This is a genomic window from Janthinobacterium agaricidamnosum (assembly GCF_003667705.1).
Classification (GTDB): domain Bacteria; phylum Pseudomonadota; class Gammaproteobacteria; order Burkholderiales; family Burkholderiaceae_D; genus Janthinobacterium.
Genome location: NZ_CP033019.1, coordinates 2,404,751 through 2,417,978, shown reverse-complemented (window position 1 = coordinate 2,417,978; position 13,228 = coordinate 2,404,751). Strand labels below are relative to the sequence as shown.

Sequence of the window (13,228 nt, the reverse complement as noted above, 5' to 3'; positions counted from 1 at the left end):
CAATCCACACAAGACCAACACATGAACGAAGGGAAACAAGCAATGAAGCACTACCGCAACACCAGCATGACCCTGGCCCTGTTGGGCAGCCTGGCCCTGACGCCGCCCGCATTCGCCCAGCATCAGGAAGCGCCCGCGCGCCACTACCAGGTGGCAGCCGGTCCCCTCAGTACCGCCCTGTCCGCCTTTGCGGCCGAGGCGGGCGTCAGCATTTCCGGCGCCGCCAGCCTGTACGCGGGCTTGAACAGCCGGGGCTTGAGCGGCAATTACCAGGTGTCCGACGGCTTTGCCCGCCTGCTCGACGGCAGCGGCCTCATTGCGGTCGACCAGGGCGGCGGCCACTACGCCGTGCGCAGGCTGCCGTCCGCCAGCGAGGCAACCACCCTGCCCGGCATCGCCGTGCGCGCCACGGCCGAGCGCGGCACCAGCACGGAAGGGACGCATTCGTACACGACGCCAGCCACGGCCAGCGCCACCGGACTGGTGCTGTCCTTGCGCGAAACGCCGCAATCGGTCAGCGTCATCACGCGCCAGCGCATGGATGACCAGGACTTGCTGACGGTGCGCGACGTGCTGCGCAATACGCCCGGCATCGCCGTCAACCAGTTCGACACGGAGCGCAGCACCTTTTCCGCGCGCGGCTTCGACGTCGACAATTTCCAGTACGACGGCGTGCCCACCACGTATAAGGTGCAGTATTCGGGCGGCGAATCGGAAATGGATTCGCTGATCTACGACCGCGTGGAAGTGACGCGGGGCGCCACGGGCTTGCTGACGGGCGCCGGCTACCCGTCCGCCTCGATCAACCTGGTGCGCAAGCGGGCCAGCGCCAGGCAGTTCGAGGGGCAATGGTCGCTGGCGGCCGGCTCCTGGAGCGATTACCGGGGTACCGTCGACCTGGCCGCGCCGCTGAACGCAGACGGCTCCGTGCGCGGCAGGATCGCTGGCGCCTGGCAAGACCGCAAGTCGTTTACGAATGGCTATTCGAACCAGCGCCAGCTCGTCTACGCCACCGCCGAGGCGGACCTGGCGCCCGGCAGCGTGATCATGGTGGGCGCCAGCTACCAGAAGAACGACCCGAAAGGCAGCAACTGGGGTGGCTTCCCCCTGTGGTACAGCGACGGTTCGCGCACCGATTTCGACCGTTCCGTCACCACGGCGCCCCGCTGGGCCGCCTGGGCCACCGAGCAGACCAACGTGCACGCCACCTTGGAACACGCGCTGGGCCAGGGCTGGAAGGCGCAGGCGCAAGCCATGTACAGCAAGCACACGGAAGACACGCCGCTGCTGTTCCTGGCCGAGCGGCCCGACCGCACCACGGGCCTGGGCATGCTGGCCTACCCGAACCGCTACATCGGCTCGCGCGACCAGAGCAGCGCCGACGTGAAACTGTCCGGGCCATTTACCCTGGGCGGACGCGAACATGAAGCCATCGTGGGCGCCAATTACACCGTGCAGCACGCCGAATTCAGCGTCAAGGAAGCGCTCGATCCCGAACCGATCGGCAATTTCCTCGCCTGGGATGGCAGCTACCCGCAGCCGGCCTGGGGCGAGCCCGTGCTGTCGGAAAAATATACCACCAAGCAATATGGTGCCTACGGCGCGGCGCGCCTGAACCTGGCCGACAGCACCAGACTGATCGTCGGCGGACGCCTGAGCCGCTGGGACAAGGACCGCATCGGCTTTGACGGCAGCGCCCGCTTCGCCTTCGCCAAAAGCAAGTTCGTGCCCTACGCGGGCCTGGTGGTGGACCTGAACGACACGTATTCGATGTATGCCAGCTACACGGACATCTTCCGCCCGCAGGAAAACCAGGACCGCGCGGGCGCCTGGCTGGACCCGCTGACGGGCCAGAGCATGGAAGTGGGCGTGAAGGGGGAATTGGCCGGCGGCCAGGCCAACGGCTCCATCGGCCTCTTCGAGATCAAACAGGACAAGCTGGCCCAGCCCGACGGCGCACACCGGGTCCCCGGCACCACCACGCAAGCGTATTACGCGGCGCGCGGCGCCACCAGCCGCGGCATCGAGGGGGAATTGTCGGGCCGCCTGGCGCCAGGCTGGAACGTGACGGCCAGCGCCAGCCACTTCCGCGCCAAGGACAGCGAGCAGCAGGATATCAACACCCTGTCGCCCCGCTCGACGGCGCGATTGTTCACCACCTGGAAAGTCCAGCCCGGCCTCACCGTGGGCGGCGGCGTCAACTGGCAAAGCAAGTTCTACTTTGACGATGCGGGCCCGAACGGCAAGGAGCGCGTCACGCAGCAAGCCTACAGCACGGTCAGCCTGATGGCCACGTACCAGCTGTCACGCCAGCTGACAGCCCAGCTGAACGTGGAAAACGTGCTCGACAAGAAATACATCAACATCAACACCTATGCGCAAGGCACGTATGGCGCGCCGCGCAGCGTGCGAGGTACCTTGACGTACCGGTTCTGATACAAGCTGTACCGATATAAAACGCCAGGCGAGCGGTGGCAACGGCTGAAAAACGCCGTTGCCGCAACTCGTCTTACTGCGTTCTTGCGTACATCACGCGCACCTCCACCCTGCGGTTCAGGGCATTGCACTGTTCCGTTTCATAGGAGGTGGTACTTGCCTCGACAGGGCATTTCACGCGCGGTTCCCGCGCACCCGCCCCTTCCGAGGCAAATGTCAGGTTCTTTCCCTCCAGCGTAGTTCTGAGCACATTGACAATCGCCTCTGCGCGCAACTCCGAAAGACGCTGGTTATCCACGCCTTTTCCTGCCAGGTTCCGGGCGAAAGGACGGGCATCGCTGTGACCGCGTACCAGAATGTCACGCGGCGTACCCGACGCCAGAATGGCTGAGGCAAGAGCCCGCAGACGCGGCTGTGCCGTTGGCAACAATTGATCGCTGCCAGTCTTGAACAGCAAGTCGTTGGAAAGGTCGAAACAGGGATTCAGCGCAGGCCGGCTCTTGATGATGCGCATCGTGGCCGCGTCCAGGCGCAAGGTGGCAACCCTGAGGATGGTCGGTTCGGGGCTGAAAATGCCGGCCTCCGGCTTCGTGCGTACACTGAACGTGACAAGCGACACGCCGCCAACGCCAGTCCACAAGACATCGGCATGATGTACCAGCAATCGTCCCCCCGCGCCCCTGCGGCAGTCAAGGATGGGGCGGCCGACGACTTCCGTGACGCGCTCGATTTCACCGAGCTCGCTATCGGGTACTTCGATGCTCACGTCGGGAATACGTACACCCAATAGCTGGAAAGCCATATGCACCATATTCATGAACGGCCCGAAGAACAGCACGAGTACCAGCGGTGCCACGAACACTGCGGCAAGCTGCGCCAATCTGCGCTGCGGCTTCGGCCGCGCGCCTGTGACCGTGATGCCGCCTTGCGTGCCAGCCGTAACTAGCATCAGGGCGAGAAAACCGGCACAAAAAAAGATCGTGATCAATAACAGCAGTGGAGGTTGTACAAGGGCAAAGGCATAAAACAGGGACAGCAAAAAAAAGAGAAGCGATAACAGGAAATAGCCAAGGCCGTGCAGCCCGGCAGGAACGACAAACAGGGTCGCCTGCGCATGGGCTGCGCGCCGCCTGGAAACCCGCACTTCCAGCAAAGAAAGTAGTTTGAGCAGCCACAGTGCAGACATGGCCCCGAACAACAAAAAGATGCAGTACAGAAAACCGAACATCAGTGCCACAAAGATAAAGAACACCACTTCGCCTGGCGTCAGGCCACTGGGGAAAAACTGAATGTCAAACAGATAGGTCAGCGTGACGATGGCGCCCGCCGCAACGGCCAGTTTATATGTCAAGGTCGTCACGAGATCGAGGATCGCTATTTTCTTGCTCAGCGAATCGCTGCTGTACGTCGGGACAGGTGCTGCTCCTGGCGGGGGTCTCGGTATGATCACAGTATCGCCCTAATTTAACGACAAGTCGTTTGACGCGCTTGGACAGACAACAGACATTCTCATCACGCCTTTGGCAAAGGCTGGAATGACGGGTCCATCCATGCAAGTCTAGTGAGTCGTCACGCGGCTGTGCGGACATCGCAGTGAAGCTTGATACGGATTAAACAAGGATGATCGGGGTTGAACGACTCGGCGGCTCTACCCCGTCGACATGACCGCATTCAGGGCACGCCGCAATTCTTTCAGCCGGGGCGGCTTGCCCAGCACGCAGTTGACGTGCTCGGGATAATCGCTGTCGGCGGCCAGGCGCTGGCCCCAGCCCGTGAGCATGATGATGGGCGTGGCCGGCGAACAGCGGCGCACGGCGCTGGCCACCTTGCGCCCGTCCACGTGAGGCATGCCCAGGTCCGTGATGACCACGGCAAAATCCTCGTGCCTGTCGCGCGCGGCCAGGAAGCTATCGATGCCGGCCTGGCCGCCGTCGGCCGACACCACGTCGTGGCCATCGATTTCCAGGATGTCGCGCAGGGACTTGAGCACCATCGGGTCGTCGTCCACCACGAGGATGCGCAGGCGCGGCGGCACAAGATGGGCCATGTCGGGCGCTTGCTGCCCCTCGTCGGCGGCGCAGGCGGGAAAAACCAGGCGCACCGCCGTGCCCTGCCCCGGCGCCGTGACGATGTCGATGCTGGCGCCATGGCGCTCCATCATGCCGTACACCATGGCCAGGCCCAGACCCGTGCCACGCTCGCCCTTGGTGGTAAAAAACGGTTCCAGGCAGCGGCGGCGCGTATTGTCGTCCATGCCGATGCCCGTGTCGGCTACTTCTATCCGCATCTGCCGCGCCGCCTCGCCCGCCACGTCGGCGCAGCTGGTGCGCACGCTCAGGGTGCCGCCTTCCGGCATGGCGTCGACGGCGTTGAAGACCAGGTTCGTCAGCGCTTCGCGCAGCTCGCCCGCGCTGCCCGGCAGCATGGGCAGGCCGTGCGCCAGCTCCGTGTGCAGGGCGATGACGATGCCGCGCTGCTGCGGCATGTCGCTCCAGCGCGCGCGGGTCAGGTCCAGCACCTGCTGCACCACCAGGTTCGCGTCGATGGGCGAGAGCGCCAGTTGCGGTTCGCGCTGGCGGTAGAATTCGCGCATGCGCGCCACGGTGGCGGCCACGTCGTCGATGGCGCGTTCGATCACTTCCAGGCAATGCCGGCCCTGCGGACTGAGATTGGTTTCCGTCTCCAGCAGCGATTCCGTGTACAGGGCCACGGGCGAAATGGCGTTATTGATATCGTGCGCGATGCCGCTGGCCATCTGCCCCAGCGCGCGCAGGCGCTCCTGCTGCATTACCGACTGCTGCGTCTGGCGCAAATCGTCATACGCGCGCTGCAGCGCGCCGTAGAGCCGCGCCTGGTTGGCGGCCAGCGCCACGTGTTCGCTCAGCTGGCTGAGGAATTCGCACTCGCCGCTGGTAAAGCTGTGCGCGGCGCGGCGCGCCACGATGAGGATGCCGAAGACCGTGTTTTCGGCCGGCAGCGGCGCCATGACGAGGGCGCGCAGCCCCCCTTGCGCCAGGCGCTGCGGAAACGGGAACGCCACGTCGGCAATGTCGGCCTCATACACGAGCTTGCCGCGCACGCAGCTCGACAGGCCATTCTCGTCGATGGGAATGTGCGCGTGTTCGCCCATCATGAACGATAGCGCCAGCGCCTCGCTGCGCACGCCCACGCACATCACCTGCAGCGCGTGTTCGGACGGTTCGTACAGGCAAATGCAGCTGAAATCGATGGGCAGCTGCTCTTCCAGGCTGCGCACCACCACCTGGAAAATACTGCGCAAATCCTGCCGCTCTCCGATCGAGCGCGTGATCTGCTGCAGCAGGTTCAGGCGCTCAAGCTGTTCATGCACCTTGCGCTCGGCCAGCTGACGTTCCTGTATCTGCGTTTCCAGGGCCGCATTCGCCTGCGCCAGTTCGTCGCGCGAGACGGTGGTGCGGCGCAGCTTTTCCGTCATGCCGTCGAAGGCGCGTGCCAGGTCGCCGATTTCATTCCTGGTATGCACGCCGAGCGCAAAATCGAGCTTGCCTTCGCCGACGATCAGGGTGCCCTGGCGCAGCTTCTCCAGCGGCCCCGTGACGCTGGTCATGGTGAAATAGATCAAACCGGCCACCAGCGCGATGATCATGCCGCCGAACAATATCACGGCCACGTTGGCCTGCTGCTGGGCGTCCAGCACGCCTTGCCGGCTCAATGCGGACAGCAGCATCGCATCGGCGATCATGCCCTGCACCTTGCCCATGATCTGGCCGGACAGGCGCGACTCCAGCTCGCCCAGCACCTCGCGCCGCTGCGGGTCCTGACCCAACTCGCGGTGATTCGCGACAAACAGCTCGAACAGGCCGTCCACGCTTGCCAGGTCGCGCCGCAATTCCCGCAGCAGCGCGCGCTCCTCGCCGGCGGCGAAGGCCGGCGTGGCCAGCAAGCCGGTGGACAGCGACTCGCTGCGCAGCTGCCACTGTGCCCGCGTGCGCGCGCCATGGTGCAGCGCATATTCGATCGACAGGTAGCGCAGCGACGTGACGGCTTGCAGGATATCGGCCGCCGCCTTGTTCTTCGCCAGTTCGCGCTGCATCGCCATGCTGGTGGAGAACAGCACGGCGACGATGATGGCCACGAGCAGCACGCAAAACAGTTCTGCCAGCTTGAAGCGCGTGACGATTTTCACGGTGGCCTTCTCAATGGATGACCGTCACGGCCGACGGCGCCACGGCTTCCAGGCCGTCCAGGTAGACGGCATCGAGGAAGTTCGGCATCTCGCCGTTCCCGGCCAGGCGGTTCTTGATGGCCCAGCGCGCCTCGTCTTCCAGCGCCAGCAGCAAGCGCTGGTCGAGCACGATGCCGAACTGATAACCGTGCCAGGCTGCCTGCAGGCGCTGCGCCTCGCTGGCCGACGCCTTGGCAAACAGCGCGCGCGCGGCATCGGGCTCATCCCGGCAAAAGCGCGCGCCGGCGATCAGTGCGCGCAGCACCTTGCGCATCGCCGCCGGGTGGCTGCGCACATAGCCGCCCGTGCCGGCCACGTTGAACAGGCCCGCATACACGTCTTCGCCATAGAAGATGGCCGCATTGCCGGCAATGGCGTGCGTCATGCCCGTCAGGAACGGTTCCCAGCCTGCCGCCGCATCGACCTCGCCCCGCGCCAGCGCCCCGGCCAGCTGGTCCGGCGCGTAATTGCGCAAGGTGACTTCGGCGGGCAGCAGCTTCTGGCGGTTCAAAAAGGCCTCGAGCGTGAACTGGCCGGATGTGCCCAACGTGACGCCGATGCGCTTGCCCTTCAGGCTCGCGGGCGTGGACACGCCGCGGTCCAGGCGCCCCACGATGCCGTGGTCGCGCTCGGCCTCGAAGATGCTGGCGATGATGACGACGGACTGGTTCTGCAGGCTGGCCAGCACCACAGGAATATCGGACACCGTGCTCAGGTCGGCCTTGCCCTGCAGCACGGCTTCCAGCGAGGCCTTGCCCGACGAATACGGCTGCAGCAGCGCGTCGATGCCTTCGCGCGCGAAATAACCGTGCCCGCGCGCGGCCAGCACGGGGCAGCTGCCCACGTACTCCGCATTCACGGCCAGGCGCAGCACTTCCACGGGGCCGGGCGGCGGCGCGGGACGGGCAGCGAGCCGCCAGACGGCCACGGCGGCCAGCGCCAGCAGCGGCAGTGCGGCCGCCAGCCAGACCGCCCGCCGCGCCGGTGCCGGGCCGTTCATGCGCTGCACTGCGCCGTGGCCGACTCCAGCGCGCTGTTGACGGCCTCGGAAAACGCCGCCACGTCGATCGGCTTGGTCAGATAGCGGAAAAAACCCGCCGCCAGCCCCTGGCGGATATCGCCGGGTCCGGCCACGGCCGTCAGCGCGATGACGGGGATATGCGCGGTGCGGGCATCGGCACGCAGCAGCTGCATGACTTGCGTGCCGCTGATGTCGGGCAAGTCGCAATCCATCAGTATCAGCTGCGGCAGGTGGCGGCGCGCCATGTCCAGGCCCGTCTGCCCGTCGCCGGCAGACAGCAGGTCGAGATCGGGGCGAAAATGCACCAAGCCCGCCACCAGGGTCACGTTCAGGGGATTGTCTTCCACATACAGCAGCGTCTTGCGCTCCGGCAGGGGCATCGATTCAGCGGGCCGGGCAAGGGCCGACAGGCGCGGGCTTTCCTGCAGCGGGTAGCGCGCGGGGCAACTGTCGATATCGAGCCAGAAAGTGCTGCCGCGCCCGGGCGTGCTGGTCACGCCTATGGTCGCCTGCATGGCTTCGGCCAGGCGCTTGCTGACCACCAGCCCCAGGCCCGTGCCCTCCTCGTCGCGCCCATCGCGTCCCAGGCGGTTGAAGGGCTGGAACAGCACCTCCAGCTGCGCGGCGCTCAGCCCGCCGCCCGTGTCACGCACGGACAGGCGCAGCTGCCGTGCATCGACGGGCTGGCAATCAACGTGGATCTCGCCCTGATCGCGGTTGTACTTGACGGCGTTCGACAGCAGGTTGAGCAGCACCTGCTTGAGGCGCGTGCGGTCGGCCAGCACGTGCACGCTGCCCGCTTCGACGAACGTCAAGGTGATGCCGCGCTTGCGCGCCAGCGGCTCCATCATTTGCCAGCATTCGTGGTAAATGCCGGCCAGGCCCACGGACTCCATCGACAGCGCCATATTGCCCGACTCGATTTTGGCGATGTCGAGGATATCGTTGATCAAGGTCAGCAAATGCCGGCCGGCGCCGAAGATGTGCGAGGCAAAGGTTTTCTTTTCCTGCGCCGTCGAGGGGATGGAATCGGACGTGAGCATCTGCGAAAAGCCCAGGATGGCGTTGAGCGGCGTGCGCAGCTCGTGGCTCATGCTGGCCAGGAAATTGGTCTTTTCCTCGCTTGCCCGCTCGGCCACTTCGCGGGCCAGCCGCAAATCCCGGTTCATGGCGTCGAGTTCGGCCGTGTGCTGGCGCAGCAGCAGTTCCAGGCGCGCATTGGCGATGCGCAGCTGGCGCGTCTCCAGCGCCCGCGCCAGTATCAGCAGGATGCCCGACACCTTGAACGGCTTGACGACGTAATCGAGCGCGCCCGCCTTCATCGCTTGCACGGCCGAGGCGATCGTGCCTTCGCCCGTCATGATGATGCAGGCCAGGTCCGGATCGATCTTGCGCGCCGCTTCCACCACGGCGATGCCGTTCATGCCCGGCATCATCAGGTCGACCAGCAGCAGGTCGAACGATTCGACGGCCAGCAGGGCCAGCGCCGCCTCGCCCGAAGCGAGCCCCGTCGTGTCGTACGCCTGGCCGCGCAAGGTGTCGCACAGGGCGCGCACGTGCGCCAGCTCGTCATCGACGATCAGTATCCGGGGCGGCATTGATGATCTGTTCATGCATTCTCCTGGCGGCATGGCCTTGCGGAGAGGGAACTTGCCCCGCAGCATGCGTTCCGAGCATAGCATCTGGAAATTACCAAAAATACACGCTTTGTCACGCGCGCGCCGGCGCCGGGCAGATGTCAGCTCATGACGGGCAGCCCGCGCAGCAACTTGTCGAGGGTCAGCGGATAGTCGCGCACGCGCACGCCCGTCGCGTTGTAGACGGCGTTGGCGACGGCCGCCGCCACGCCGCAGATGCCCAGCTCGCCCACGCCCTTGGCTTTCATGGGCGAGGACATGGGATCCGTTTCGTCGAGAAAGATCACGTCCTGGTGCGGGATGTCGGCGTGCACGGGCACTTCGTAGCCGGCCAGGTCGTGGTTGACGAAGAAGCCGCGGCGCTGGTCGACCACCAGTTCCTCCATCAGGGCCGCGCCCACGCCCATGGTCATGGCGCCGATCACCTGGCTGCGCGCCGCTTTCGGGTTCAGGATGCGGCCGGCCGCGCACACGGCCAGCATGCGGCGCACGCGTACTTCGCCCGTGTCGCTGTCCACGCCCACTTCGACGAAATGGGCGCCGAACGTCGATTGCTGGAATTTTTTATCGAGCTCGCCGTATTCCATATGGTCTTCCGCGACGACGTCGCCATGCAAGGCGGCGGCCGCGAGCGGCACGCTGCGTTCGCCCTGGCTGACTTGGCCATCGGAAAAGCGCGCCTCTTTCTCGTCGAAGCCCAGCTTGCCGGCGATGGCCTGGCGCAGGCGCACGCAGGCCGCGTACACGCCGGCCGTCGAGCTGTTGCCGCCCCACTGCCCGCCCGAACCGGCCGAGACGGGAAAATCCGAGTCGCCCAGGCGCACGACGACCCGGTTCAAGGTCACGCCCAGCATTTCCGCCGCCGTCTGCGCGATGATCGTATAGCTGCCCGTGCCGATATCCGTCATGTCCGTCTCGACGGTCACGATGCCGTTGCCATCGAGACGCACCCGGGCGGCGGACTGCATGACGAGGTTGTTGCGGAAAGCGGCCGCCACGCCCATGCCCACGAGCCAGCGGCCGTCGCGCCGCATGCCCGGCTGGGCTGCTCTCTCTTTCCAGCCGAATTCCACGGCGCCCGTGCGCAGGCAGTCGATCAGGCGGCGCTGGGAAAACGGTCTGCCCGGTTTTTCCGGGTCCACCCTGGTGTCGTTCAGGATGCGCACGACGATGGGGTCCATGTTCAATTTCTCCGCCAGCTCGTCCATGGCGATTTCCAGCGCCATCAGCCCCGGCGCCTCGCCCGGCGCGCGCATGGCGTTGCCTTCTGGCAAGTCGAGCACGGCCAGGCGCATGGCCGTCATGCGGTTGGCCCCCGCGTACAGCAGGCGCGTCTGCATCACGGCCGTTTCCGGCTGACCGCCCTTCAGGTCGCCCGACCACGATTCATGGCCGATGGCCGTGATCTTGCCGTCGCGCGTGGCACCGATGCGCAGGCGCTGGATGGTGGCGGGCCGGTGCGTCGTGTTGTTGATCATCATGGGCCGCGTCAGGGCCACCTTGACGGGACGCTGCGCCGCGCGCGCACCCAGGGCCGCCAGCAACGCTTCGGCGCGCACGAACAGCTTGCCGCCGAAGCCGCCGCCGATGTAGGGCGAGACGATGCGCACCTTCTCCTTCGGCATTCCCAGGGTGCGCGCCAAGTCGCCCCGGCCCCAGTCCACCATCTGGTTCGCCGTCCACACCGTCAATTTATCCCCCTCCCAGGCGGCAATCGAGGCGTGCGGCTCCATCATGGCGTGCGACTGGTCAGGCGTCGTATAGGTCGCGTCCAGGCGCACGGGGGCATGGGCAAAGGCGCCGGCGAAGTTCCCCGTCTTGCTGTCGGGCTTGCCGTCCTTCGGCTTGGCCGCCGTGCCCTTTGCTTTGGCCAAATCGAAGGCGCCCGGCTGCTCGATATACTTGACATCGAGCAACTGCGCGGCCGAACGCGCTTGCTCGAACGTTTCCGCCACCACCAGCGCGATGGCCTGGTGGTAATGCTCGATGTCCGGCCCGCCCAGCAGCTTCGCCGTGTTCATCTTGCCTTTGCCCAGCTTGCCCGCCGATTCCGCCGTCACCACGGCCAGCACGCCGGGCGCGCGGCGCGCGGCGCTGGTGTCGATCGAAGCGATGCGCCCCTTGGCAATCGCCGCGCCGACGACGTGGCCGTAGGCGGCATGCGGCGCGGCCTTGTTCTGTTCATACGCGTACGGCGCCGTGCCCGTGGTTTTCAGGGGGCCGTCGATGCGGTCCGTGGGGCGGCCCACGACTTTCAGCTGGTCGATGGGATTGGTGGTCGCAGGTGTCGTGAATTTCATGGCCCTAGCCTTTCTTCGCTGGTGCTTGCGCCAGGACGGACGCCACGGTGCGCTGCGCCAGGATCAGCTTGAAGCCGTTATCGGCCGTCGGCCTGGCGCCGGCCAGCAGGCGTTCGCTGACGGCGGCCGCGCCAGCGGGCATGGCCTGCTCGGCGGCGGCAAGCCGCCACGGCTGCGGCGCGACGCCGCCCAGGGCCAGCCTGCCGGTGCCATCGGGCAAGATGATCGCCGCGACAGACACCAGCGCGAACGCATACGAGGCGCGGTCGCGCACCTTGCGGTAGACGTGCGTGCCGCCGATAGGCCGGGGCAAGGTCACGCTGGTGATCAATTCGCCCGGCTGCAGCATCGTTTCCAGCTGCGGCGTACTGCCCGGCAAGCGGTAAAAGTCGGCGATGGGGATGCTGCGCGTGCTGCCGTCGGCCCGCACCGTGTCGATGCCGGCGTCGAGCACGCGCATGGCCACGGCCATGTCGCTTGGGTGCGTGGCGATGCACGCCTCGCTGCCGCCCAGAATGGCCAGCGGCCGGCTGAAGCCGGCTATGGCCGAGCAGCCGCTGCCCGGCACGCGCTTGTTGCACGCCTGGTTCGTGTCATAGAAATACGGGCAGCGCGTGCGCTGCAGAAGGTTGCCGGCCGTCGTCGCCTTGTTGCGCAATTGCGCCGAGGCCCCGGCCAGCAAGGCGCGCGACAGCACGGCATAGTCGCGCCGCACCGTGGCGTGCGCGGCCAGGGCCGTGTTGCGCACGAGGGCGCCGATGCGCAAGCCGCCGTCCTTCGTCGTCTCCACCTTGTCCAGCGCGAGGCCATTGACGTCGATCAAATGCGCGGGCGTTTCGATTTCCAGTTTCATCAGATCGAGCAGATTCGTGCCGCCCGCGATGAAGCGGGCGCCCGGCGTAGTCAAGGCGGCCGCCGCCGCTTCGGCCGGCGTGGCGGGCTTTTGATAGCTGAACACTCTCATGCGGGCCTCCCCGCCACCTCGGTAATGGCTTCGATGATGTTGGAATAGGCGCCGCAGCGGCAAATATTGCCGCTCATGCGTTCGCGCAATTCTTCGGGCGTCGCTTGCGGGGCCGCGTTCAGGTCCGCGCTGACGTGGCTGGGGATGCCCTGGCGGATCTCGCCCAGCGCGGCGACGGCCGAACAGATCTGCCCCGGGGTGCAGTAGCCGCATTGATAACCGTCATGCGCGATGAAGGCGGCCTGCATCGGATGCAGTTTCTCCGGCGTGCCCAGCCCTTCGATGGTGGTGACCCTGGCGCCGTCATGCATCACGGCCAGGGTCAGACAGGCATTGATGCGCTGGCCGTCGAGCATGACGGTGCAGGCGCCGCACTGGCCGTGGTCGCAGCCCTTTTTGGTTCCCGTCAGTTGCAAATGTTCGCGCAAAGCGTCGAGCAAGGTGGTGCGCGTGTCGAGTTCCAGGCTGTGGCGCCGGCCGTTGACGTTCAGGCCGACTTTCATCAGGACGGGCGGCACATGTCCGGATTGGGCCGCGCCATGGGCCGCTTCGGCTGCCCCCGTCACGCCGGGCACGGCCACCGCCGTGGCCGACAGCGCACCGGCGATCAGCAAGCCGCGCCTGCCGGCATTGATGTGATTAGAGTCTGTCATCTCGCGCTTCCTC

Annotated in this window: 8 protein-coding genes; 1 reads left to right on the top strand and 7 read right to left on the bottom strand. The window is 66.1% G+C overall.

Going from position 1 to position 13,228, the window contains the following annotated elements; translation table 11 throughout:
- The first annotated feature begins 21 nt into the window (after positions 1-21).
- A complete protein-coding gene (locus tag D9M09_RS10960; protein WP_240453612.1) occupies positions 22-2,436 on the top strand; it encodes a TonB-dependent siderophore receptor in 2,415 nt (804 codons plus the stop codon).
- A gap of 73 nt (positions 2,437-2,509) precedes the next feature.
- On the opposite strand, the gene D9M09_RS10955 is transcribed toward D9M09_RS10960, so the two are convergent.
- The 7 genes from D9M09_RS10955 to paoA all read right to left on the bottom strand — a co-directional run bounded on the left by D9M09_RS10955 (position 2,510) and on the right by paoA (position 13,215).
- Entirely contained in the window at positions 2,510-3,787 is a 1,278-nt protein-coding gene (locus D9M09_RS10955; protein ID WP_121669260.1) for an OmpA family protein, read from the bottom strand.
- Between the two features lie 297 nt (positions 3,788-4,084).
- Positions 4,085-6,601: an ATP-binding protein gene (locus tag D9M09_RS10950; RefSeq protein WP_070313603.1), complete on the bottom strand. Its 2,517-nt coding sequence runs from the start codon at positions 6,599-6,601 to the stop codon at positions 4,085-4,087.
- 10 nt (positions 6,602-6,611) lie between these two features.
- Positions 6,612-7,640 carry an ABC transporter substrate-binding protein gene (locus tag D9M09_RS10945; RefSeq protein WP_121669259.1) on the bottom strand — a complete coding sequence of 343 codons (1,029 nt, stop codon included), beginning with the start codon at positions 7,638-7,640 and terminating at the stop codon, positions 6,612-6,614.
- Positions 7,637-9,274: a response regulator gene (locus tag D9M09_RS10940; protein ID WP_240453611.1), complete on the bottom strand. Its 1,638-nt coding sequence runs from the start codon at positions 9,272-9,274 to the stop codon at positions 7,637-7,639. The genes D9M09_RS10945 and D9M09_RS10940 overlap by 4 nt, the downstream gene beginning before the upstream one ends.
- Before the next feature lie 125 nt (positions 9,275-9,399).
- Positions 9,400-11,598 (bottom strand): aldehyde oxidoreductase molybdenum-binding subunit PaoC, encoded by a 2,199-nt coding sequence (gene paoC, locus D9M09_RS10935; protein WP_121669257.1) that lies wholly within the window; start codon positions 11,596-11,598, stop codon positions 9,400-9,402.
- Positions 11,599-11,602: 4 nt separating this feature from the next.
- The gene (locus tag D9M09_RS10930) at positions 11,603-12,562 is read right to left on the bottom strand and encodes an FAD binding domain-containing protein (RefSeq protein ID WP_121669256.1); all 960 of its coding nucleotides are present in this window, start codon (positions 12,560-12,562) and stop codon (positions 11,603-11,605) included.
- The gene (gene paoA, locus D9M09_RS10925) at positions 12,559-13,215 is read right to left on the bottom strand and encodes an aldehyde dehydrogenase iron-sulfur subunit PaoA (protein WP_070288128.1); all 657 of its coding nucleotides are present in this window, start codon (positions 13,213-13,215) and stop codon (positions 12,559-12,561) included. Before paoA ends, D9M09_RS10930 begins: the two co-directional genes overlap by 4 nt.
- Positions 13,216-13,228 lie beyond the last annotated feature (13 nt).

Coding starts and splice junctions, on each gene's coding strand:
- D9M09_RS10945 (WP_121669259.1), bottom strand. CDS start 7,640: ATGAACGGCCCGGCACCGGCGCGGCGGGCGGTCTGGCTGGCGGCCGCA.
- D9M09_RS10940 (WP_240453611.1), bottom strand. CDS start 9,274: ATGAACAGATCATCAATGCCGCCCCGGATACTGATCGTCGATGACGAG.
- D9M09_RS10930 (WP_121669256.1), bottom strand. CDS start 12,562: ATGAGAGTGTTCAGCTATCAAAAGCCCGCCACGCCGGCCGAAGCGGCG.
- paoA (WP_070288128.1), bottom strand. CDS start 13,215: ATGACAGACTCTAATCACATCAATGCCGGCAGGCGCGGCTTGCTGATC.
- paoC (WP_121669257.1), bottom strand. CDS start 11,598: ATGAAATTCACGACACCTGCGACCACCAATCCCATCGACCAGCTGAAA.
- D9M09_RS10960 (WP_240453612.1), top strand. CDS start 22: ATGAACGAAGGGAAACAAGCAATGAAGCACTACCGCAACACCAGCATG.